Origin of the sequence: Rhizobium sp. Leaf384 (genome assembly GCF_001424065.1) — a bacterium.
GTDB lineage: Bacteria > Pseudomonadota > Alphaproteobacteria > Rhizobiales > Rhizobiaceae > Ferranicluibacter.
In genome coordinates this window covers 1-22,197 of sequence record NZ_LMQE01000010.1, presented here as the reverse complement: position 1 = coordinate 22,197, position 22,197 = coordinate 1, and the positions used below count along the sequence as shown (strand labels likewise).

Below are 22,197 nucleotides of genomic sequence, written 5' to 3'. Positions count from 1 at the left end.
AGGCTTTGCGCGTCGATTGCACCGCGCGATTTTACCCGGCTAGACGATAAGCCCTATGCGGAGGACACCAGCGGCCATGAGCAGCTTCAAGATCGCCATCATCGGCGCAGGCAGCGTCGGCTTCACCAAGAAGCTTTTCACGGACATTCTGTCCGTACCGGAATTCGCGGAGATCGAGGTCGCCTTGACCGATCTCAGCGAACAGAACCTTTCGATGATCAAGACGATCCTCGACCGAATCGTCGAGGCCAACGGCCTCGGAACCAAAGTGACGGCGACGACCGATCGGCGGAAGGCCATCGAGGGCGCGCGCTACGTCATCAGCTGCGTCCGCGTCGGCGGGCTTGGTGCCTATGCCGATGATATCCGCATCCCCTTGAAGTATGGCGTCGACCAGTGCGTCGGCGACACGATCTGCGCCGGCGGCATTCTTTACGGCCAGCGCAACATTCCGGTCATCCTCGATTTCTGCAAGGACATCCGCGAGCTTGCCGAGCCCGGCGCGAAATTTCTGAACTACGCCAATCCGATGGCCATGAACACCTGGGCGGCGATCGAATATGGCAAGGTCGAGACGATCGGCCTCTGCCACGGCGTTCAGCATGGCGGCGAGCAGATCGCCGAGATCCTCGGAGCCAAGGACGGCGAACTCGACTTCGTGTGCTCGGGCATCAACCATCAGACCTGGTTCACGGATGTTCGCCTCAAGGGCCGAAAGATCGGCAAGGACGAACTGGTTGCCGCTTTCGAGGCGCACCCCGTCTTCTCGCAGCAGGAAAAGCTGCGCATCGATGTGCTCAAGCGTTTCGGCGTCTACTCGACCGAGAGCAATGGACACCTCTCGGAGTATCTGCCCTGGTACCGCAAGCGGCCGGAGGAAATTACCCGCTGGATCGACATGTCGGACTGGATCCACGGGGAGACCGGAGGTTATCTCCGCTACTCGACGGAAACGCGCAACTGGTTCGAAACCGAGTTCCCGCAGTTCCTGGAAAGTGCGGGCAAGCCACTGGATCCCGCGAAGCGCTCCAATGAGCATGCCAGCCATATCCTGGAGGCGCTGGAAACAGGGCGCGTCTATCGTGGCCACTTCAACGTGAAGAACAATGGGGTCATCACCAATCTCCCGGCCGACGCCATCATCGAGTCGCCCGGTTTCGTCGATCGCTTCGGCGTCAACATGGTGGCGGGCATCACGCTGCCGGAAGCCTGCGCGGCGACCTGTATCGCCTCCATCAACGTCCAACGCATGTCCGTGCACGCGGCGATCTCCGGCGACATCGATCTTTTGAAGCTTGCCGTGCTGCATGATCCGCTGGTCGGTGCGATCTGCACCCCGGACGAGGTCTGGCAGATGGTCGACGAGATGGTCGTCGCCCAGGCGGAGTGGCTGCCGCAATATGCTGATGCCATTCCGGCAGCCCGCGAGCGGCTGAAGCACGCCACGGTCAAGACCCGTGACTGGAAGGGCGTCGCGCGCCGCGAGGTTCGCTCCATCGAGGAGCTCAGGGCCGAAAAGGCGGAGCTCAAGGCCGCAGGCTAGGCAGAGAAGCCCATATCGCCGGCCGGCCCGCGTCTGGAGGAGAAGCGGACCGGCTCGTTCCGGAGGAAGTGCCGCAGCCGGAGAATCCGGGCCGGCAAAGTTTGAGGGAGAGACACGACCATGACAACGAACCGCCATTTGAGAGCCGTCGCCGGGTTGATGCTCGGCGTATCCGCCTTTGCAATGACCGCCTCGGCCTCCGAGCCGACGGTCGTACCCGAAGCGCAGCCTTTTCCGGGGCAAGGCAAGATCACCTATGTGCCGCGCGACTCCATTCTCGAGTTCAAGGCGCTTCCGAAATACAGCGAACCGGACTGGGTGACGGAAAAATTCGTGGCGACCGGCAAGCTGCCGCCCGTGGAACAGCGTCTGCCGAAAGAGCCTCTCGTCTACAAGACCGGCAACATGCCGGACGGGGTCGGTGTTTACGGCGACACGCTTCGCCACGTGATCGGCGGCCGGCCGGAAGGCTGGAACTACTCGGCCGGTCAGACCCAGGGTTGGGGCGGTATCGACATCGCCATGTCGGAGTGCCTGACGCGCACGGCACCGCTGTTTCAGGTCGAGGCGACCGATGTCGAGCCGCTTCCGAACCTCGCACGGAGCTGGGAGTGGTCGCAGGATGGTCACAAGCTCACCATGCATCTGGTGGAAGGCGCCAAGTGGTCCGACGGTGTCGAGTTCACGTCCGATGACGTCATGTTCTACTGGAACGACAATGTCGTCGATCCCAATGTCACGCCCCTCAACGGCGCTTCGCCCGAAACGTTCGGCGAAGGCACGACGTTGAGGGCGGTCGATGCCTATACGGTCGAATGGACCTTCAAGGACGCGTTCCCGCGCCAGCATCTTTTCGCCATGGCCTATGGCACCTTCTGCCCCGGCCCGGCACATATCCTGAAAACCAAGCATCCGAAGTACAACAAGGATTTTACCTACGAGCAGTACAAGAACGGCTTTCCCGCCGACTACATGAACATTCCGGTGATGGGTGCATGGGTGCCCGTGTCCTATCGGCCGGACGACATGATCGTGCTGCGCCGCAATCCCTACTACTGGAAGGTCGACGAAGCGGGGCACCAGCTGCCCTATGTCAACGAACTGCACTACAAGCTCTCGACCTGGGCCGACCGCGACGTCCAGGCCATTGCCGGCTCCGGCGATTTCTCGAACCTCGAGCAGCCGGAAAACTTCGTCGAGAGCCTCAAGCGCGCCGCGCAGGAAACCGCCCCTGCCCGCCTCGCCTTCGGCGCGCGCCTGATCGGCTACAATCTCCGCATGAACCTCTCCGGCAATGGATGGGGTGACCCGGACGAGCGCGGCAAGGCCGTTCGCGCCTTGAACCGGAATGCCGATTTCCGCAAGGCGATCACCATGGCGGTCGATCGCAAGAAGATCGGCGACTCACTGGTCAAGGGTCCGTTCACCGCCATCTATCCGGGCGGGCTCTCGTCCGGCACCAGCTTCTACGACCGCCAGTCGACCGTCTATTATCCGTTCGACCTGGAAGGCGCCAAGGCCCTCCTCGAAAAGGTCGGCTTGAAAGACACCGACGGCAACGGGTTCGTCAACTTCCCGGCCGGTACGGACGGAGGGCAGGACGTGCAGATCGTGCTTCTGTCCAACGCCGACTATGGAACGGACAAGAACCTTGCCGAGGGAATCATCGGCCAGATGGAGCAGCTCGGCCTCAAGGTCACGCTCAACTCGCTCGACGGCGTCAAGAAGGACAATGCCCATTACGCCGGCCAGTTCGACTGGACGATCCGCCGCAACGATCCGGAATTGACGACCGTCGTCCAGAACACCACACAGCTCGCCCCGACCGGCCCGCGCACGAGCTGGAACCACCGCGCCGGCACCGACGGCACGGTTGATCTCCTGCCTTACGAGAAAGACATGGTGTCGATCGTCAACAGGTTCATCGCGTCGCAGGACAACGCCGAGCGGACGGATCTGATGAAACAGTATCAGAAGATTGCAACCGAGAACGTCGATACGGTGGGTCTGACCGAATATCCCGGCGCGCTGATCATCAACAAGCGGTTCTCCAACATCCCCCCAGGTGCGCCGATCTTCATGTTCAACTGGGCCGAGGATACGATCCTGCGCGAACGCGTCTTCGTCGCGGCCGACAAGCAGGGCGATTACGAGCTGTTCAAGCAGCAATTGCCCGGCAAGCCCGGGGAAGCCGGCCCGATCAACTGAGCCGGTCCAGCGCCAGGCCGGTCTGTCGCAGGATTGCCGGCCTGCCTTTCGAGATCGCCGCCGCCGGACCTCCGGCGGCAGACAAAACATGGTCGCCAGGGCGCATGGCAGCGTCGCGTCCGGCGTCGGTTCTCCTTAAGGATACGACATGCTCAGGTTTTTGCTTGTGCGGATCGCCTCCGCGCTGCCGGTGCTCTTCGTACTGAGCGTCGTCACCTTTGCCATCATCCAGGCTCCGCCCGGCGATTACAGCGATTACATTCGCTCGCAGGCGATCAACCAGGGAGGCGCCTCGTTCGAGGAAGCCGACGCCCAGGCACAGGCGTACAAGATCGCGAACGGGCTCGATAAGCCCTTGCCCCTTCAATATGTGAACTGGATCACAGGCATCGTCACCCGCGGCGATTTCGGCCACAGCCTGTTCTACAACAAGCCGGTGTCCGATGTGGTCGGCGAACGCCTGCCCCGCACGCTGGCGTTGGCACTCGTCTGCCACATCCTCGCTTCCGTGATCGGAATCACCTTCGGCATCCTCGCGGCCACGCGGCAATACACCTGGGTGGATACGCTGCTTTCCGGGATTTCCTTTCTTGGCATGACCGTACCGCGCTTTCTCATGGCGCTGATCATCGTCTACATCATGGTGTTTCACTTCAATGTCAGCGAGATCGGCTCGTTCCAGTCGGCTCGATACGGTGGCGCGCCATGGTCGTTCGACAAATTCGTCGATCTTCTGAAACACGTCTGGCCAGTCATCGCCATCGCGACGTTCGGCGGCCTCGCCTACAACATGCGCGTCATGCGCGGCAATCTGCTCGATACGCTGAACGCGCAATATGTCGAGACCGCGCGGGCCAAGGGTCTTTCGGAGCGCAAGGTCATCCTGCGGCACGCCGTGCCGAACGCGCTGCATCCGCTGGTCATGTATCAGGGTGTCGTTCTCCCCTACATGTTGACCGGCGAGATCGAGACGGCCATCATCTTCGCGCTTCCGACCGTCGGTCCTGCGATCGTGGGGTCGATGGCGGTGGGCGACGTCTACGTCACCGCGACCTTCATGCTCGTCCTCTCGGCCACGTTGATCGTCGGCAACATCATCGCCGACTTGCTGCTGGCTGCCCTTGATCCGCGCGTTCGCCAGATGGGAGGAGCCACAGCATGAGCTTCGAAACCCAGGCGACCCTGCCGGTTGCGACCGCCGAGGCCGAGCACCACGCCGTCGAGGCGCGGCCTGCCGACGTGCATCGCAACGAAAGCTACATGTCGCTCGTGTGGCGGCGACTAAAGAAATCCTGGACGGGCATGCTCGGCCTCTACCTCGTCTGCCTTCTGCTGTTTTCCGCTGTTTTCGCGGACTTCCTGGCTCCGGTGGATCCCAAGGCGACCAATATCGGGTTCTCTCCGCCGCAGTTGCCGAGCTTCACCGACAGGGACGGAAATTTCGTCTTCCCGCCGCGTGCCTATCCTGTGCGCGAGACGGATGCGCTCGACCCCGTCACGTTCCAGCCGATCATCGGTCCCGACTACGACAATCCGCAGATCATCGGTCTCTTCGTAAAGGGCGCTCCCTACAAGCTTCTCGGCATCATTCCGCTCGATCGTCATCTCGTGGGGACGCAGGACGGTTCGCCGATTCATTTTCTCGGCACGGACAAGTTCGGCCGGGATGTTCTGTCCCGCATGCTCTACGGCGCGCGGATCTCGCTTTCCATCGCCCTGACGGTCGTCTTCATCGTCACCGTGGTGGGCACGACGGTCGGCATGGTCTCGGGCTATTTCGGGGGTCGGTTCGATGCCTGGACGCAGCGCTTCGTGGAGCTCGTTCTGGCCTTCCCGCAGCTTCCGCTTTACCTCGCGCTCACATCCCTCATCCCGGTCACCGCGCCGACGCATGTGTTCATCGTCTTTGTGGTCGCTGTCATGTCGGCGCTCGGCTGGGCGCAGATGTCGCGCGAGGTGCGCGGTAAGACGCTGGCGCTCGCCCGGATCGATTATGTCCGGGCCGCCATCGCCGTCGGGGCGAGCGATCGACGCATCATCCTCCAGCACATATTCCCGAACGTCATGAGCCACGTCATCGTCGCGGTGACGCTCGCCATCCCGAGCGTGGTTCTGCTGGAATCGTTCCTGGGCTTTCTCGGTTTCGCGGTGAAGCCGCCGCTGATCTCCTGGGGGCTGATGCTGCAGGACACCTCGAACTACTCCGTCATCGGATCCTACCCCTGGATCCTGTCGCCCGTCGGCATCGTCCTGATCACGGTCTTCGCCTTCAATGCACTCGGCGACGGCCTGCGCGACGCCATAGATCCCTATTGAGAGGAGCGTGACCATGACGACATCGGATATCACCGTCACGGCGCCTGCCGAGCGTCTGGATCGCGCGGCGCACGCGGACGCGCCGATCATCGACGCCCGCAATGTCGCGGTCGATTTCAAGGTGGAGCACGGCATGGTCAGCGCCGTGAAGGACGTGTCCTTCCAGCTCTACCGCGGCGAGACGATCGCCATCGTCGGGGAGAGCGGGTCCGGCAAGTCCGTCACCGCCCGCACCATCATGGGCTTGCTCTCCAAGCGCGCCGTGACGAGCCCGCGCTCGACCATCGCCTACAAGGGCGAGGACGTTCTGAAGTTCTCCGAAAATCGCCGGCGGAAATTGCGCGGCGACCGGATCTCGATGATCTTTCAGGAGCCGATGAGTTCGCTCAATCCTGTCTATACGATCGGTGCGCAGATTGCCGAAGCCATCCTCGTGCACCGTAGGATGAGCCGGAAGGCCGCCATGGCGGAAGCACTTGAGCTTTTGCGCCATGTCCAGATTCCCGAGCCCGAGGCGCGGCTCAACCAGTATCCGCACCAGCTGTCGGGTGGCCAGCGCCAGCGCGTCATGATTGCCATGGCGCTCTCCAACAAGCCTGATGTGCTGATCGCCGACGAACCGACGACAGCACTCGACGTGACCGTGCAGGCGCAGATTCTTAATCTCATCCGCTCGCTTCAGCGCGAGATGAACATGGCGGTGATCCTCATAACCCATGACCTCACCGTCGTCAGGCAGTTCTCCGACTATGTCTACGTCATGAGTTCGGGCGAAGTCCGTGAGCACAACTCGACCGAAGCGCTCTTCGCCGATCCGCGCCACCCTTATACCGCCAAGCTTCTCGGATCCGAGCCGAAAGGCACGGTCGCGCCCATCGCGCAGACGGCGCCCGTCATCCTGGAAGGCCGTAACGTCCGCGTTGCCTTCACCCTGAAATCCGGCGGGTTCTTCAAGCCGCAGTTCAGCGAACTCCTTGCGGTCAACAATCTCAGCCTCTCGCTGAAACGTGGCGAGACGCTTGGCATCGTCGGGGAAAGCGGCTCGGGCAAGACGACCTTCGGCCAGGCGCTCATCCGGCTCCTGAATGCCGAGAGCGGCGAGATCACGTTCCATGGCGAAGCGATCCAGTCCTACGGCCGCAGCGAGATGCGGCCGCTGCGTGCCCGCATGCAGATCGTCTTCCAGGACCCCTTCTCCTCGCTCAACCCGCGCATGTCCGTCGGGCAGATCATCGAGGAGGGCCTCATCGTCAACCGGCTCGGCGCAACGCGCGACGAGCGTCTGGGACGGATCTATGCGGCGCTGGCAAGCGCGGGCATGCCGGGCAACATTCTCGGGCGCTTCCCGCACGAGTTCTCCGGCGGCCAGCGCCAGCGCATTGCCATTGCCCGTGCCATTGCGCTGGAACCGGAATTCATTCTTCTCGACGAGCCGACCTCGGCCCTCGATCTCTCCGTGCAGGCCCAGATAATCGACTTGCTGCGCAAGCTGCAGGAAGAGCGCGGTCTTTCCTATCTGTTCATCTCGCATGACCTGAAGGTCGTCCGCGCGCTCTGCCACCGTGTGGCGGTGATGCAGCGCGGAAAGATCGTCGAGGAAGGCCCGGTCGCCGACGTCCTGTCCAACCCCAAGACCGAATACACCGAGCGGCTCGTGCGAGCCGCCTTCAATGTTGCAGCCTGAGCAGAAAGAGGCCCCCATGACCAGACAACCCAAGATCACCTTCATCGGCGCGGGATCGACCACGTTCATGAAGAACATCATCGGCGACATCCTTCAGCGTCCGGCCCTGTCGGGGGCAAAGATCGCGCTGATGGATATCAATGCCGAACGCCTTCAGGAAAGCGAGGTCATCGTTCGCAAGCTGGTCTCGTCGCTTGGCGCGAAGGCCACCATCGAGATGCATTCCAGCCAGAAGCGTGCGCTCGACGGCGCCAACTTCGTCGTGGTCGCCTTCCAGATTGGCGGCTTCGAGCCCTGCACGGTGACCGATTTCGAAGTGCCGAAGAAATACGGCCTTCGCCAGACCATCGCAGACACGCTCGGCGTCGGCGGAATCATGCGCGGCCTGCGCACCGTTCCCCACCTCTGGTCGATCTGCGAGGACATGATGCAGGTCTGCCCCGAGGCGATCCTGCTGCAGTACGTCAATCCGATGGCCATCAACACCTGGGCGATTGCTGAGAAGTACCCGAAGATCCGGCAGGTCGGCCTCTGCCATTCGGTGCAGGGCACTGCCATGGAACTCGCCGAGGATCTGGACATCCCTTACGAGGAGATCCGCTACAAGTCTGCCGGCATCAATCACATGGCCTTCTACCTCAAGTTCGAGCACCGCCAGCCCGATGGTTCGTACAAGGATCTCTACCCGGACCTCTTGCGCGGCTATCGCGAAGGCCACGCCCCGAAGGCGACCTGGAATCCGCGCTGCCCGAACAAGGTTCGCTACGAGATGCTGACGCGACTGGGCTATTTCGTCACGGAAAGCTCGGAGCACTTCGCCGAATATACACCGTACTTCATCAAGGAGGGCCGCGAGGACCTGATCGAGAAGTTCGGCATCCCGCTCGACGAATATCCCAAGCGGTGCGTCGAACAGATCGAGCGCTGGAAGGGGCAGGCAGCCGCCTATATGTCGGCGGACAAGATCGAGGTGAAGAAGTCCAAGGAATACGCGTCCTCGATCGTCAACTCCGTCTGGACCGGTGAACCGTCGGTGATCTACGGCAACCAGCGCAACAATGGCTGCATCACCTCGCTGCCGGACAATTGTGCGGCCGAGGTGCCCTGCCTCGTGGACGAGAACGGCATCCAGCCGACATTCGTCGGCGCCCTGCCGCCGCAGTTGACCGCGCTGATGCGCACCAACATCAATGTCCAGGAACTGACCGTTCAGGCGCTGATGACGGAGAACCGCGAGCATCTCTATCACGCTGCCATGATGGATCCGCATACGGCCGCGGAACTCGACCTTGACCAGATCTGGTCTCTGGTGGACGATCTGCTGATTGCCCATGACGAATGGATTCCGCAGTGGGCCCGCATCGAAAAGAAGGTCCGCGCCGCCTGACGTCGCGGAGCGCGCGACCTCCCCTCCCGGGTCGAGACGGCGATCGCCGTCGCCGCGCCGACGGACCGGATGGCGCCACGCCATCCGGTCCGTCGTTCGAGTGACCCCTTCGACAACGCGCCGGTCCTCCAAAGCAAGACGCGCCGGAACCCGCAAGGGCCCGGCGCGTCTTCGTTCGAACCTTGTGGAGCCTAAAGCGCGTTACTGGAAAAACGATTCACGCAACGCCCTTCAAGGTCTTGTTTTGACGCATGTCGTTTCCCGAAACCGCTGTGCACTTTCGGGCGACATGCCTTAGCGGATACGCTTGCCGTTTTCTGCAAAAAGCAGGGCCCGCGTCGGGTCGAAGCCCGCCTTCAGCACGTGGCCGGTGGAGAGGCTGCGACCGTTGCGCGTGGTCACGACGATGGTTTCGCCCGACGTCGAACGACCATAGGCGAAGGTCTCGCCGCCCAGATGCTCGAACATGTCGATGGTGATCGACAGGCTGTCCTCCCCCGCATCGGTGAAGTGTTCCGGCCGGATACCCAGACGGATCGGCGTGCCCGCAGGCGGCACCTGCCCCTGCAGCGGCACGGCTATTTCCTTGTCGGCGAAGCCATCGAGCGAAACGAGAGCGGCGGCTCCGCTGGCCCCGAGGACCCGGCCGGCAAAGACGTTCATGCGCGGCGAGCCGATGAAGCCGGCGACGAAGAGATTGGCGGGGTCGTCATAGAGATCGAGCGGCGCGCCGACCTGCTCCACGATGCCCGCCCGGAGGACGACGATCTTGTCGGCCAGCGTCATGGCTTCCACCTGATCGTGCGTCACATAGATGATGGTCGCGTTCAGTTCCTTGTGCAGGCGGGCGATTTCCACCCGCATGTGCACCCGAAGCTCCGCATCGAGGTTCGACAGGGGTTCGTCGAAGAGGAAGACATCCGGTTCGCGCACGATGGCGCGGCCGATGGCGACGCGCTGGCGTTGCCCGCCGGAGAGTGCCTTGGGCTTGCGGTCCATCAGCGGCCCGAGCTCGAGGATCTTCGCCGCCGCATCCACGCGGCGCGCGATCTCGGCCTTGTCCTGACCGGCGAAGCGCAACGCAAATCCCATGTTCTCGCGCACCGTCATATGCGGATAGAGCGCATAGGACTGGAACACCATGGCGATCCCGCGCTTGGAGGGATCGACATCGTTCATCACCTGCTCGCCGATTTCTAGCACGCCCGACGAAATGTCCTCCAGCCCGGCAATCATGCGCAGCAGGGTGGATTTGCCGCATCCGGACGGGCCGACAAAGACGACGAACTCCCCGGATTTGATGTCGAGATCGACGCCCTTGATGACGTCGAGCACGCCGAAGGTCTTGCGGATATCCTTGAGAATGACGTCGGCCATACCAGCTCCTATGCGCTGACGGTAAAGGTGACGGACTGGGCTGCGAACAGGCCGCATTCCGCCGTCAGCGTGATGGTGCCGGCGACATCGCCAGCCTCGATCCAGAAGCCCGTCACCCCACCCTTGAAGCTCTGCAGAGACGGTCCGATGATGCGGCCGGGGCCATCCACGGCAAAGCGGATCGGCTCTTCGAAGAAGGGCAGGATGTTGCCGCCTTGATCGAGCACGCGGACGATGACGCGAACGGCATCCTTTTCTCCGGCGCGCAGTTGCGTGTCGTCCGGTGCGATCTCCAGCGTCGTGGGAAGCGGATCGGCCGGCAGCACGACCGTCTTGACGGCCTTGCCGTTGACATAGCCGGTGATGACACCGTCGCGCCAGATGCGGCCCCAGGTGCCGAATTCGGAGGGCGTGACATTGCGCATGTCGAGAATGACGGGCGGGTGCGCAAGGTGCGGATAGGTTTCGCGATCCGGCTCGACGCGTTTCGGTGCGAAGTCGCCGAACGTGATCTCCAGATAGTCGCAGTTGGTGAGAATGATCAGCGGGAGAACACCGCCGATATTGCGCTCTCCGCGCGCCCAGTACGTCACCGGCTGCAAGACCACGCCGCCGGTCGGGTCGCCCTGCGATGCATAGGCATAGGCCGCAAGTTTCGGTTCGCGGAACGTGTCGAGCACGCCGTGGTAGCAGACGCGGTCGCCGGAGCCGAAGTCCTTGTGGGTGTTGTAGTCGAACATGCACCAGCCGGTGGAGCCCGAGATATCCTCGCGGCCGGCGACGGCATCGAGGATCAGCAGGTGGCGCGTGACGTGCTCGGCCTGTCGCTGCTCCTGGTCGAAGCGCTTGGTCGGGTACATGTGGCCGTTATACTCGGTGATCATGTAGGGGATCGGCCTTGTGATGCCCGTCGTCTCGATCCGATCGCGCAGGACAACGCGGCCGCGGTTGTTGCCGGGCATCTCTTCCTGGCCGAGAATGAAGTCGTTCATCGTGTAGACGTCTTCGAGCAGCTCGGAATTGGTGATGAATCGGACGCCGCCCGTCTGGCGCGTCGTGTCGAGTTCACGCGCGAGGCGGTTGGTCTCGGCATAGAAATCGTGATCGTCCTGGCTCTCGTTGATGCGCACGCCCCAGATGATGATCGACGGATGGTTCCAGTCGCGTTCGATCATGCGGCGGACGTTCTCCACGGATTCCTTCTTCCAGGCCTCCCCGCCGATGTGCTGCCAGCCCGGAATTTCCTCGAACACGAGAAGGCCGATGTCGTCGCAACGGTCGATGAAGCTTTTGGCCTGCGGGTAATGCGAGGTCCGCACGATATTGCAGCGCAGGTCGAACTTGAGGATATCCGCATCTTTCTCCTGCGCGCGCCGCCCCATGGCGTATCCGGAATAGGGCCAGGCCTGGTGGCGGTTGAGCCCCCGCAGCTTGAGCGGCTTGCCGTTCAAAAGGAAGCCTTCCGGCGTGAATTCCGCCGTGCGAAAACCGAAACGGCCGGACAGCGCGTCGGTGCCGGAGGCCGTCTCGAGTTCTGCCGTGAGCGTGTAGAGCACGGGATTGTCGATGTCCCAGAGGGACAGACCCGACAGGCCGTCGATTGCAATCGTCGTGCTGTCGCCGTCGACGTCGGCCGTTCCCCTGCCGACGACCGCACCGGCCTTGTCGGCGATGGAAACGCGGATCGTGCCGGCGGTCGGCTTCTCCTGCGGGTTTGCAAGATCGACCCGAACCGTGACCCTGCTGGCCGACAGCGCCTCAGGCGTCTCGATCTTCATGTTGCGGATGGAGACGGGGCTTGCGACCTTCAGCCAGACATCGCGGTAGATGCCGGCGTAGCAGAGATAGTCGATCATGCCGCCGAAGGGCGGTATATCAGGATTTTCCGATCCGTCGATCTTGACCGTCACGAGGTTGTCGCCCGGCTTGAGCCCTGCGGTCAGCCGGGCCTCGAACGGCGTGTAGCCATCGCGGTGGAAGGCGACCTTCTCGCCGTTGAGGAAAACCTCGCTGTCGGCCATGGCGCCGTCGAAAACGAGCGAGACTTCCCGGCCCTCGAAGCCCGGCTCCCACGCGATGACCTTCTGATAGGTGAAAGCCTTCTGATAGGACGTCTCGTCGAAGTAGTTGTAGGGCAGCTCCACGGCGGTGTGCGGCAGGCGGATGCGTTCGCCGACAAGGATCTGGCCCGCCTTGGCCGGGTCGAAACCTTCGGTGAACATCCAGTCGCCGTTGAAGCTTTCATATCTGCGCATTATCGACATCCTATTTCACAGAACCGAGCATGCCCGCCACGAACTGGCGCTGCATGACGAAGAAGACGAGAAGGGTCGGCAGGGTGGCAAGGATCGTGCCGATCATGACCACGCCGAAATCGGGGTAGTAGGCCGACGCCAGAGACGAGACCACGAGGGTGATCGTCTTCGTATCGTTCGATTGCAGAACGATGAGCGGCCAGAGGTAGTTGTTCCAGTTCATCATGAAGACGATGACGAACGCGGCGGCATAGGTGGATCGCATCACGGGAACGTAGATGTAGAGAAAGATCTGCCACTCCTTGAGCCCGTCCACCTTTGCCGCGTCCCGAAGCTCGGTCGGAAACGCCTTCGTGGCCTGGCGAAAGTAGAAGATGATGAAAGCGGACGAGATCGTCGGCAGGAGAATGGCCAGGTGCGTGTTGATCAGCCCGGCCTTCCCCATCATCATGAACAGCGGGATCATCAGGGCTGCGAACGGGACCATCAGGGTCAGGAGCACGAGCGAATAGATCCTGTCGCGCATCTTCGACCGGAACATCTCGAAACCGTAACCCGCCAGCGAGGATACGGCGATCGTCAGCAACGTTGCGAGGATCGCCACCTTGGCCGAATTCCAGAACACCAGCGGCACGTCGACCTGGGCGAAGAAATTCGTGACATTGTTCGAGAAGGCGCTCCCGAAGGTCGCCTTGCCCTTGATGATGTCGATCGACGTGTTTGTCGAGGAAATCACCATCCAGATAAAGGGAAAGACGGAGACGAAAGCCGCCACGGACAGGGTGACATAGGTGGCGGCCCGCGGCAGGAAACGGCTCGACCGGGACATGGCGGGGGCAGCGTGGTCGGCTGATACGGCGGTCATGAACGCTCCCGTGCGACGTAGAACTGCAGGAAGGACAGCACCGCCACCATGACGACGATCACATAGGAGATCGTGGCGGCGTAGCCGAAGCTCGGCATGTAGCGGAAGGTGAGATTGTAGATGTAGAGCGACAGCGTGATCGTCGCGTCGGCCGGTCCGCCCTTGCCTTCGGTCAGGTTGTAGACTTCATCGAACAGCTGGATCGTGCCGATCGTCGAGATGATCGTGGTGAACAGGATGACCGGCTTCAGCATGGGTATGGTGAGGTGCACGAAACGCGCCCAGGCCGGAACGCCATCAATGCGGGCGGCCTCGTAGATCGACCGATCGATGTTCTGCAGCGCTGCGAGATAGAAGATCATGTTGTAGCCGGTCCACCGCCAGGTGATGGCGAGGATGACGAGGACCTTCGCCCAGAACGGCTCCGTCAGCCAGCCGATCGGCGAGCCGATGAGGCCGACGGCCAGCAGGGCCTGATTGATCACGCCGTCGATCGAGAACATGCTCTTGAACAGGATCGAGTAGGCAACGAGCGAGGCAACGCAGGGCAGGAAGATGGCGGTCCGAAACACGCCTGCGAACTTCAGGCGGTCCGTGTTCAAAAGGGAGGCCAGCATGAGCGCGAGCACGATCATGATCGGCACCTGCACCACGAAGAAGATCGTCGTGTTGGTCAGCGCCTTGAGGAAGACCGGATCGTTGCTGAGCCGCGCAACGTTGCCGAAGCCCGCGAACTTCATCATCATGCCCTTGCCGGAAAAGAACGACAGGTAGAGCGAGCGGAAGATCGGATAGATGAGGAACAGGCCGATAAGGCCGATGGCCGGTGCGATGAAGAGCCAGCCGTTGACGTCGTAATAGCGCTTCAGCCCGCCTGATCGCGCGCCACTTGTTTTCGCGTGAGCCATGGTTTCGACCGGAACCTGTTGAGATGATGATGACGCACGGGACCGCTTACGCTGTCACGCGTGTCGGCCCTCGCCGCCCGGGCTTCGTGCCACGGCGGAAAAGGGTGCCGCGCCCGGAGGGAGGCGCGACACCGCAGCGCGGTGGGGAGGAACCGCTTACTGGATCTGCCCTTCGGCCTGCGACTGGATTTCCTTCAGCACCGTCGGAATGTCTGCGCCCTGCGCGAGCGACGGCAGGTGCGCCGTCACGGCGGTGTCGACCTCATTGGTGAAGATGCCGTAGTTGACCGCAGGGACCTTGGACAGCCAATCCGAAAAGTTCTGCCAGACCTTCTCGCCGCCGAAGAAGGGATCCGCGAGCATGTAGGCGTCGCCTGTGCGCGCCGCCATCAGCGATCCAACGGCGCCCCGCGTCGTCAGGATATCCTGATAGAACGACACGTCCTTGGCATAGATCTCGTTGAGAAAGTCGATCGCTTCCTTCTTTTCGGCCGAGCTCTCGATCACGTACCAGCTGGAACCGCCGAGGTTGGAGGCGTGTGTCGCGCCTTCGATGCCGAGGCTCGGCAGCGGTGCCACGCCCCACTTGCCGGACTGATCGGCCTGCGCCTTGACCGTGCCGGTAATCCAGACGCCGGTCGTCACGGTGGCGACATCACCGGACGTGAAGGTGCCGACCCAGTCGGTCCAGCCCGCGGCGGGCTTGTAGATATTGGCCTTCAGGATCTTCTGCTGCGTCTCGAGCGCCGCCTTCAACGCGGTGTTGTTCTCAATGCTCAGATTGCCTTCCGCGTCGAAGTACCACTGGCCGGCGGACTGCATAAGGATGCGGGTGAACCCGGCATCGGTGATGTCGAGACCGAGCATTTTCTTGCCCGTCTTCTCCTCGACGACCTTGCCGATCTCGATGAAACGATCCCAGGTGATATCCTGCATATCCGACGGCTTGAAGCCGGCCTGCTCCAGATAGTCCTTGCGGTAATAGAGGCCGGTGACGCCGCTGTCGAACGGCATCCCGTAGACCTTGTCCTCGACCGTCATCAGCTTGACCTTGTAGGGCGCAAAGCCGGCGTAATCGACCGTATCGGACATCGGCGCGAAGGCGCCGGGGAAGGACTGCAGATATTTCTGCGCGCCATAGTCTTCGATCAGGACGATATCGGGAAGCGCGTCCGTCGTGCCGGACGTCAGCGCCGTCTGCAGCTTCTGCTCGACGTCGGCCTTCGCGAAATCCACGATATTGAAGGTGGTCTCCGGATGCTTCGCGGTGTAGCGCGCGCCGGCCTCCTTCATGATCGCCACATTGAAATTGGGATCCCAGCACCACACGGTGATTTCGCCGGCGAAGGCTGCTGTGGTGGCAAAAAGGCTCGAGCCCGCCAGAGCGACGGCGGCGAAGGTCTTGGAAATACGCTGGAAATGCATGGTCTTCCTCCCTGAAGTCCCCGTTATTGAGACAGCTCCACCTGTCTTGGGAGGGAGTATTTCCTAAACTTTGTCCCAGGGCAACCGAAATTTAGTAAATATTTATCGCGGTGCAAAAACGTCTGCTGCACCTGCGATCACGAAGCCTCTGGCGTGCGGCAGCTTCCGCGCCAGACGGTCTCGGTCGGGATCGTCACCATTTTCGCATAGGTCCGCCCACCCAGCCGCTCGAGCAGGAGGTTCACCGCGGTCTCGCCAATGTGCTCGCCGTGGATCTTCACGGTCGACAGCGGCGGTGTCAGGAACTGGGCGACGGGGATGTCGTTGAAGGAGACGATCGCCACATCATCGGGAATCGACAGATCGGCCTCGCGCGCTGCGCGATAGGTGCCGATCGCCATGTTGTCGTTGGCGGTTACGATGATGTCGGGGAGCGGCCGGCGCGACAGGAGCTGGCGGGCAAGCTCGTAACCGGTTTCCAGCCGCAGGTTCTGTCCGGAATCGCAACTTTCCCCCAGCACCAGCAGATCCGCATCGAACGTGCCCCTCCCCTTCTGCCAGTCGATATAGGCCTTGCAGCGCCGCTCTCCGAACCGCTGTGTTTCTCCGTTCAGATGTTCGTAGCTTCCGATGAACGCAATGCGCTCGTAATGGAGATTGTCGAGCGTATCGAGGATCTTGTGGGTGGCCGCGACGAGATCGCTATGGACGCAATCGAAGCGGTCGGACGGCGGCACGAAGTCGGCGAACACGATGTGGCGGCAGTGTTCATCCAGCCAGGCGATCTCGTTGTCCGAGTGCTTGCCGATGACGATGACGCCGGCGACATCCGCCAGCAGGGCCGGATCCGGCATGCTGTCGGAATGGAAGACCTTGACGATATCCGTTTTCAGCTCGCGACAACGGTTCTCGATGCCGAGGCGCACGCCAACATAATAGGGATCGGCCACCTCGTCCGACGGCTCCAGGAAATGCACGATGGCGAGCCGCGGAAGAGGCGTCGGCTCTGTGCTTCCCTGCGGGCCGGAACCGTCGGGAACCGCATCCTGCTGCAATGCCTCGTTCTGGCGGGCGCGATTGCGGGGCGTTGCGTAATTCAGCGCTTCCGCCGTCTCGATGACGGCCTGCCGCTTGGCAGCGGAGATGGAAAGGGCGGGATCGTAGTTCAGGACCCGCGAAACGGTCGCCGAGGACACGCCGACGGCTTTCGCAATTTCCTTGATCGTGACCATGAGATGCTGACGCTCGATACGGAGAGGAGGGTGCAGAAAAAACGCAACCTGCCCGATTGCCGACGGGCTGTCAGTAAATATTTACTATACAACCCGGCGACGATGACATTTTTTCGTTGGCTCCTGCACGATCAGCCGAGCCCGACGATTTCCAGCTCCTGCCCTGCAACCGAGACGACATCACCCAATGGTTTGCCCATCAGGGCGACCGCGACAGGCGAGACGTGGGAGATCGTTCCGGCCTTCGGGTCCGCCTCGTCTTCCCCGACGATCCGGTAGGTTTGAATGCGGCCGTCATCGCGGACAAACGTAATAGTGCTGCCGAACGCAACGATGTCTGCAGAAGCAGGTTCGGGCATGATCTGTGCCGATCGAATGCGCGCCGACAGGTATCGGAGGTCGCGCAGCGGCGCGGCCGCCTGGCGACGCTTTTCATTGACGTCCTCGATCAGGTTTGCCGCCGCGTAGGCCGTCCGCGCCGCTTCCAGGTCCGCCTCCAGTGCCGCAAACCCTGCCTGTGTGACGAGATTGGGATGCGGGGAGATCGGCCGGTCGGGAATCAGCGTTTCCGACGCCGTCTCGAAGCTTTCTTCCTTGGTAAAGGCGACACTCATGACTTCTCTTTCCGACGCGACCGCCTTCAGGCGACGGCGCGCGCCTGTTCGGCTTGCGCTTCGAGAACGGCGATATCGGCGAGAGCAAGGGCGGCTTCGCGCGTGCGCGCCGCAGCGATGAAGCGGCCCTTGTGGCAGAAACTCGCACCTGCGACCCCGCTGGCCGCTTCGAGCTCGGCATTGACCAGGCCTGCCCATGCTGCCGGAAGGTCGGCGCGAAGGTCGAACCCCTCGTCCGCCCGACGGATCCCGGTCACGCACCAGTCCTTGTCGCGCGGATGGACGACGAAAAGCAGATGATCGGCCCCGGCCTTCACCACCGCCGATCGGAATGGCATCCCGAACGGAAGTTCCAGAATGCGCCCCTGCCCCGCCGATGCGATCGCATTCATCACCAGGGCTTCGGCCCGAAGCTTGGCTGCGGCCTTCCCGATACCCGCCTCGACGAAATGACGCGCGATGGCGAGGGCGCGATGGAAACTCTGCGTTTCCCCCTCCGGATCCGCGTCGTCGAAGACCGGCTTCAGCGTTTCGAGCAGTGCCGGAAGCGTCAGTCCGGCGAGAACACCCGCCGTCGAAGGGCTCAGCGCACCGTTGTCGACCAGATCGACCGGCAGGACGAAACTGCCGTCGAATGACGTATGAACGGCCTCGATGTGCGCGTCGGGAAGACCGGTGGCACGAAGATAATCCCGCCCGAAATGGCGCCAGATCAGACCGAAGGAACTGTAGGGTTGGCCATCGTCGCGCAGTGGCGCACCACGCTGGTGATGGTCGAAGATGCCTGTCTCTGCGTCATAGGCGCCGCCCACGTCGTAGACGATGCGATCGGCACCCGCTGCGATCCAGTCCGGCGCACGGCTGCGCACGATCTTTGCGTCGGGAAACAGTCGCGTCAGGATGACGCTCGATAGAAGCTCGTCGGCATGGAAGCCACCGGAGTGCGTCACGAGAAAAGTGGGGTTCATTCCGGCTGCCTTGCTTTTGGGGAGAAGTGCGCCTGTGCGCCGGTCATGAGATAGCCACTCCGCCGCCTGACCTCAACCCGTTTCGGATGATGTGTCCTCACGCGACGGTACTCTCGCCAATGCCTGGAGGCGGCGCGTCTGTGCCGGTCGCCGGTTTCGGCTTCCCGTAAAGGCCGAGATGTGCATCCCCCCATTGTTTCAGCGCGAGCATCACAGGCTCCATCGACCGGCCGAGCGGCGACAGACTGTACTCCACCTTTGGCGGAACCTGTGCGTAGACCTTGCGCGAGATCAGACCGTCCTCCTCCAGTTCCCGCAGCTGATGGGTCAACATCCGCTGCGTCACGGCGGGGATCGCGCGGCGGATCTCGTTGAAACGCAGCGTGCCGGACAGAAGGTGAAAAAGGATCACCGACTTCCACTTGCCATCGATCAGCCCGATCGCTGCCTCGACCGAACAACCAGGACTGCAGTCGAACCGGGAGTGCCGGGCTTTTGCCATCACGGTATCCTTTTCGACACTATGGGCTACCATTGTGCTTATGCCAATTTCGGGAATGTATGCCCATATGCAGTCGGACGCAACCGGGCGAGCTGGTCGCGAGACAACGAGGAGTTCCAACATGAAAGCAGTTGCCTATACCGAGGCCGGCGCGATCGAGCGCGACGACGCGCTCGTCGATCTCGATCTTCAGAGGCCCGCGCCCGGCCCGCGCGATCTTCTGGTCGCCGTCGATGCGATCTCGGTCAATCCGGTGGATACGAAAATCCGCAGGTCCGTGGCGCCCGAGGCTGGTTCCCCCAAGGTCCTCGGCTGGGATGCCGTCGGGCGCGTGGCCGAGGTCGGCTCTGCCGTCACCGCGTTCAGGCCGGGCGATGCGGTCTACTATGCAGGCTCCCTGCTGCGGCCGGGCGCAAACAGCGAGTATCATCTCGTGGACGAACGCCTGGTCGGCCGGAAACCCGTCTCGATGTCCAACGCCGAGGCGGCGGCCCTGCCCCTGACAGCCATCACGGCCTGGGAGATGCTGTTCGATCGCCTTGATGTCCGCAAGCCTGTGCCCGGCGCTGCGCCGGCAATTCTCATCATCGGCGGGGCCGGCGGCGTCGGATCGATTGCCATTCAGCTTGTCCGTGCCCTCACCGATCTCACGGTCATCGCCACGGCCTCCCGCGCGGAGACACGAGCCTGGGTCAGCGAACTCGGCGCGCACCATGTTGTGGATCATTCCCGACCGCTGGCGGATCAGATATCCGCATTGGGGCTCGGCGCGCCAGCTTTCGTCTTTTCGACGACTGAAACGCACCGCCACCTCGGCGAGATCGTCGAGCTGATCGCGCCGCAGGGCCGTTTCGGCCTGATTGATGACCCGGATCGTCTCGATGTCGTCAGCTTCAAACGCAAGGCGGTTTCGATCCACTGGGAGCTGATGTTCACCCGCTCGATCTTCGAGACGGCCGACATGGATCAACAAGGCAAGCTTTTGAACGAGGTCGCCGCGCTGATCGATGCCGGCAAACTGCGGACGACGGTCACCGACGTGCTCCGTCCCATCAATGCTGGCAATCTCAGAAAAGCCCATGCCGTCATTGAAAGCGGCAGGGCGCGCGGGAAGATCGTGCTCGAAGGTTTCTGACCCCGACCGCCGCGGCCGGTCGCGGAGGTCGGCCGGCTGTGCGGAGCACATGGGGTCTCTCTCCAAGGCCCAGAACGCGTTTCGCCGGCGGACGCGGAAGCGTCAACCGGCGAAACGATCGTTGGTCTGCACCGCCATCCGGGCTGTCCGGGATGGCGGTGTCCGTTTTAGATCGACTGGTAAGCGCGAACGATCGCGTTTGTCTGGTCGGTGTTCATCGCCTGGATCTGCGCGGTCGTGAAAGCGACCTGCTGGGCGGTGGTCAGGTTGGTGATATCCGACGTCGAGAGCCCTGCGATTGCCTTGGCGCTGATGGCAGCGATGTCGGCGGTCGAGAAGGTCAGGAGGTCCTGCGAGGACAGTGCGGCAATGGCTGCCGAACCGAGAGCTGCGACCTGGGTCGCCGTGAGAGCGCCGATCTGGTCCGACGACATCGCATCCAGCTGTGTGGTCGAGAGGGCGGCAACGGCTGCCGTGCTCAGGGCCGCGACCTGGTCGGTCGAGAGCGAGATGAGGTTATCGGAAGACAGCGCCCCGACCTGCGCCGAGGTGAGCGCACCGATCTGGGCCGTCGACAGGCCGTCGATCTGTGCGGTCGAAAGCACCTTGATCTGGGCCGTCGAGAGCGACGCGGCCTGGCCGGTCGTCAGGCTGCCGAGCTGGGTGGACGTCAGCGCTGCGAAGTTCGCCGTCGAGAGACCCGCGAGGGAGCTGCCGCGCAGAGCCGTGATCTCCGTCGAGCTGATCGTCACCATGTCTCCCGTCTCGAGCCCGGCAATGCCGTTGCTGGAGAGTGCCGCCAGCTGAGCCGTGCTGAAGGCGTCGATCTGCGTCGAGGACAGGGCGCCGACCTGTGCGGAGGAGAGCGCAGCGATCGCCGCTGTGCTCAGTGCCGCCACCTGGTCGGTGGAGAACGAAGCGATGCCATCCGTCGTCAGGGCTCCGATCTGGGCCGAGGTGAGCGCCCCGACCTGGGCCGTCGTCAGGCCGTCGATCTGCGCGGTCGAGAGCGCCTTGATCTGGGCCGTGCCGAGGGATCCGGTCTGCGTGGCCGTCAGTCCGCCAAGCTGGGTGGACGTCAGTGCCGCGAAGTTGGCCGTGGCGATGCTGGCGAGGGTCTTGGCGCTGAGGGCCGAGATCTCGGTCGAGGAGATGGTCGCCATGTCTTCGGTGGAAAGGCCGGCGACGGCGCCAGTGGACAGGGCCGCCAGCTGCTTGGTGCTGAAGGCATCGAGCTGGGTCGACGACAGGGCACCAAGCTGGGCCGACGACAGGGCCGCGACAGCAGCGGCGCTGAGGGCTGCGACCTGGTCGGTGCTGAAGGAAGCCAGGCCATCCGTGGTCAGCGCACCGATCTGGGCGGAGCTGAGAGCCCCGACCTGAGCGGTGGTCAGGCCGTCGATCTGCGCGGTGGTCAGCGCCTTGACCTGGGCCGTGCCGAGCGATCCGGTCTGTGCAGTCGTCAGGCCACCGAGCTGGGTGGACGTGAGGGCGGCAAAGGTTGCGGTGGAGAGGCCGGCCAGCGTCTTGGCGTTGATGGCGGAGATCTCGGCGGACGAGATGGTGGCGACGTCGTCGGTGTCGAGGCCGGCGACGGCGGCCGAGGACAGGGCAGCCAGCTGGGTTGTGGTGAAGGCGTTGAGCTGGGTGGTGCTGAGGGCACTGACCTGGGCAGACGAGAGGGCCGCGACGCCGGCCGCGCTGAGAGCGGCCACCTGATCGGTGGAGAAGGAGGCGATGCCGTCGGTGGTCAGGGCGCCGATCTGTGCGGAGGTGAG

Annotated in this window: 16 protein-coding genes and 1 pseudogene; 7 read left to right on the top strand and 10 right to left on the bottom strand. The window is 62.7% G+C overall.

All coding sequences use genetic code 11. From position 1 onward, the window contains the following. Positions 1–76 precede the first annotated feature (76 nt). The 6 genes from ASG25_RS20820 (at position 77) to ASG25_RS20795 (ending at position 9,138) form a co-directional block, all read left to right on the top strand. Positions 77–1,543 carry an alpha-glucosidase/alpha-galactosidase gene (locus ASG25_RS20820; protein ID WP_062478983.1) on the top strand — a complete coding sequence of 489 codons (1,467 nt, stop codon included), beginning with the start codon at positions 77–79 and terminating at the stop codon, positions 1,541–1,543. 120 nt (positions 1,544–1,663) lie between these two features. Continuing rightward, positions 1,664–3,751, top strand: a complete 2,088-nt coding sequence (locus tag ASG25_RS20815; RefSeq protein WP_062478981.1) for an ABC transporter substrate-binding protein — start codon at positions 1,664–1,666, stop codon at positions 3,749–3,751. A 148-nt stretch (positions 3,752–3,899) separates the two neighbouring features. After that, positions 3,900–4,913: an ABC transporter permease gene (locus ASG25_RS20810; RefSeq protein ID WP_062478978.1), complete on the top strand. Its 1,014-nt coding sequence runs from the start codon at positions 3,900–3,902 to the stop codon at positions 4,911–4,913. Further along, on the top strand, positions 4,910–6,067 hold the full coding sequence (locus tag ASG25_RS20805) for an ABC transporter permease (RefSeq protein WP_062478974.1): 1,158 nt from the start codon (positions 4,910–4,912) through the stop codon (positions 6,065–6,067). The genes ASG25_RS20810 and ASG25_RS20805 overlap by 4 nt, the downstream gene beginning before the upstream one ends. Positions 6,068–6,080: 13 nt before the next feature. Next, positions 6,081–7,751, top strand: coding sequence for an ABC transporter ATP-binding protein (locus ASG25_RS20800; RefSeq protein WP_062478971.1), 1,671 nt, complete (start codon positions 6,081–6,083; stop codon positions 7,749–7,751). Between the two features lie 16 nt (positions 7,752–7,767). Beyond that, on the top strand, positions 7,768–9,138 hold the full coding sequence (locus tag ASG25_RS20795) for an alpha-glucosidase/alpha-galactosidase (protein ID WP_062478968.1): 1,371 nt from the start codon (positions 7,768–7,770) through the stop codon (positions 9,136–9,138). Between the two features lie 294 nt (positions 9,139–9,432). Here the strand turns inward: ASG25_RS20795 and ugpC are convergent, their stop codons facing one another. The 9 genes from ugpC to ASG25_RS20750 all read right to left on the bottom strand — a co-directional run bounded on the left by ugpC (position 9,433) and on the right by ASG25_RS20750 (position 19,284). Then, entirely contained in the window at positions 9,433–10,515 is a 1,083-nt protein-coding gene (gene ugpC / locus ASG25_RS20790; RefSeq protein ID WP_062478965.1) for a sn-glycerol-3-phosphate ABC transporter ATP-binding protein UgpC, read from the bottom strand. An 8-nt stretch (positions 10,516–10,523) separates the two neighbouring features. Beyond that, on the bottom strand, positions 10,524–12,770 hold the full coding sequence (locus tag ASG25_RS20785; RefSeq protein ID WP_062479261.1) for a glycoside hydrolase family 2 TIM barrel-domain containing protein: 2,247 nt from the start codon (positions 12,768–12,770) through the stop codon (positions 10,524–10,526). 10 nt (positions 12,771–12,780) lie between these two features. Next, positions 12,781–13,599 (bottom strand): carbohydrate ABC transporter permease, encoded by an 819-nt coding sequence (locus ASG25_RS20780; protein WP_062479258.1) that lies wholly within the window; start codon positions 13,597–13,599, stop codon positions 12,781–12,783. A gap of 32 nt (positions 13,600–13,631) precedes the next feature. Continuing rightward, a complete protein-coding gene (locus tag ASG25_RS20775; RefSeq protein ID WP_062478962.1) occupies positions 13,632–14,543 on the bottom strand; it encodes a sugar ABC transporter permease in 912 nt (303 codons plus the stop codon). A gap of 156 nt (positions 14,544–14,699) precedes the next feature. Continuing rightward, positions 14,700–15,968 carry an extracellular solute-binding protein gene (locus ASG25_RS20770; protein WP_062478960.1) on the bottom strand — a complete coding sequence of 423 codons (1,269 nt, stop codon included), beginning with the start codon at positions 15,966–15,968 and terminating at the stop codon, positions 14,700–14,702. A 137-nt stretch (positions 15,969–16,105) separates the two neighbouring features. Beyond that, a complete protein-coding gene (locus ASG25_RS20765) occupies positions 16,106–17,200 on the bottom strand; it encodes a LacI family DNA-binding transcriptional regulator (RefSeq protein WP_062478957.1) in 1,095 nt (364 codons plus the stop codon). Between the two features lie 131 nt (positions 17,201–17,331). Further along, entirely contained in the window at positions 17,332–17,814 is a 483-nt protein-coding gene (gene greA / locus ASG25_RS20760; RefSeq protein WP_062478954.1) for a transcription elongation factor GreA, read from the bottom strand. A 26-nt stretch (positions 17,815–17,840) separates the two neighbouring features. Further along, the gene (locus tag ASG25_RS20755; RefSeq protein ID WP_062478951.1) at positions 17,841–18,782 is read right to left on the bottom strand and encodes an MYG1 family protein; all 942 of its coding nucleotides are present in this window, start codon (positions 18,780–18,782) and stop codon (positions 17,841–17,843) included. A gap of 97 nt (positions 18,783–18,879) precedes the next feature. After that, a complete protein-coding gene (locus ASG25_RS20750) occupies positions 18,880–19,284 on the bottom strand; it encodes a helix-turn-helix domain-containing protein (RefSeq protein WP_062478949.1) in 405 nt (134 codons plus the stop codon). Between the two features lie 121 nt (positions 19,285–19,405). Between ASG25_RS20750 and ASG25_RS20745 the strand changes: the two genes are divergently transcribed. Next, positions 19,406–20,419, top strand: coding sequence for a zinc-binding alcohol dehydrogenase family protein (locus ASG25_RS20745; RefSeq protein ID WP_062478946.1), 1,014 nt, complete (start codon positions 19,406–19,408; stop codon positions 20,417–20,419). A gap of 167 nt (positions 20,420–20,586) precedes the next feature. Here the strand turns inward: ASG25_RS20745 and ASG25_RS23025 are convergent. Then, positions 20,587–22,197: pseudogene (locus ASG25_RS23025) on the bottom strand (hypothetical protein); the annotation flags it as partial.

What these genes read in the sequence shown, in the direction of transcription:
- ASG25_RS20820 (WP_062478983.1), top strand. Translation starts at nt 77, where the DNA reads ATGAGCAGCTTCAAGATCGCCATCATCGGCGCAGGCAGCGTCGGCTTC.
- ASG25_RS20815 (WP_062478981.1), top strand. Translation starts at nt 1,664, where the DNA reads ATGACAACGAACCGCCATTTGAGAGCCGTCGCCGGGTTGATGCTCGGC.
- ASG25_RS20810 (WP_062478978.1), top strand. Translation starts at nt 3,900, where the DNA reads ATGCTCAGGTTTTTGCTTGTGCGGATCGCCTCCGCGCTGCCGGTGCTC.
- ASG25_RS20805 (WP_062478974.1), top strand. Translation starts at nt 4,910, where the DNA reads ATGAGCTTCGAAACCCAGGCGACCCTGCCGGTTGCGACCGCCGAGGCC.
- ASG25_RS20800 (WP_062478971.1), top strand. Translation starts at nt 6,081, where the DNA reads ATGACGACATCGGATATCACCGTCACGGCGCCTGCCGAGCGTCTGGAT.
- ASG25_RS20795 (WP_062478968.1), top strand. Translation starts at nt 7,768, where the DNA reads ATGACCAGACAACCCAAGATCACCTTCATCGGCGCGGGATCGACCACG.
- ugpC (WP_062478965.1), bottom strand. Translation starts at nt 10,515, where the DNA reads ATGGCCGACGTCATTCTCAAGGATATCCGCAAGACCTTCGGCGTGCTC.
- ASG25_RS20785 (WP_062479261.1), bottom strand. Translation starts at nt 12,770, where the DNA reads ATGCGCAGATATGAAAGCTTCAACGGCGACTGGATGTTCACCGAAGGT.
- ASG25_RS20780 (WP_062479258.1), bottom strand. Translation starts at nt 13,599, where the DNA reads ATGTCCCGGTCGAGCCGTTTCCTGCCGCGGGCCGCCACCTATGTCACC.
- ASG25_RS20775 (WP_062478962.1), bottom strand. Translation starts at nt 14,543, where the DNA reads ATGGCTCACGCGAAAACAAGTGGCGCGCGATCAGGCGGGCTGAAGCGC.
- ASG25_RS20770 (WP_062478960.1), bottom strand. Translation starts at nt 15,968, where the DNA reads ATGCATTTCCAGCGTATTTCCAAGACCTTCGCCGCCGTCGCTCTGGCG.
- ASG25_RS20765 (WP_062478957.1), bottom strand. Translation starts at nt 17,200, where the DNA reads ATGGTCACGATCAAGGAAATTGCGAAAGCCGTCGGCGTGTCCTCGGCG.
- greA (WP_062478954.1), bottom strand. Translation starts at nt 17,814, where the DNA reads ATGAGTGTCGCCTTTACCAAGGAAGAAAGCTTCGAGACGGCGTCGGAA.
- ASG25_RS20755 (WP_062478951.1), bottom strand. Translation starts at nt 18,782, where the DNA reads ATGAACCCCACTTTTCTCGTGACGCACTCCGGTGGCTTCCATGCCGAC.
- ASG25_RS20750 (WP_062478949.1), bottom strand. Translation starts at nt 19,284, where the DNA reads ATGGCAAAAGCCCGGCACTCCCGGTTCGACTGCAGTCCTGGTTGTTCG.
- ASG25_RS20745 (WP_062478946.1), top strand. Translation starts at nt 19,406, where the DNA reads ATGAAAGCAGTTGCCTATACCGAGGCCGGCGCGATCGAGCGCGACGAC.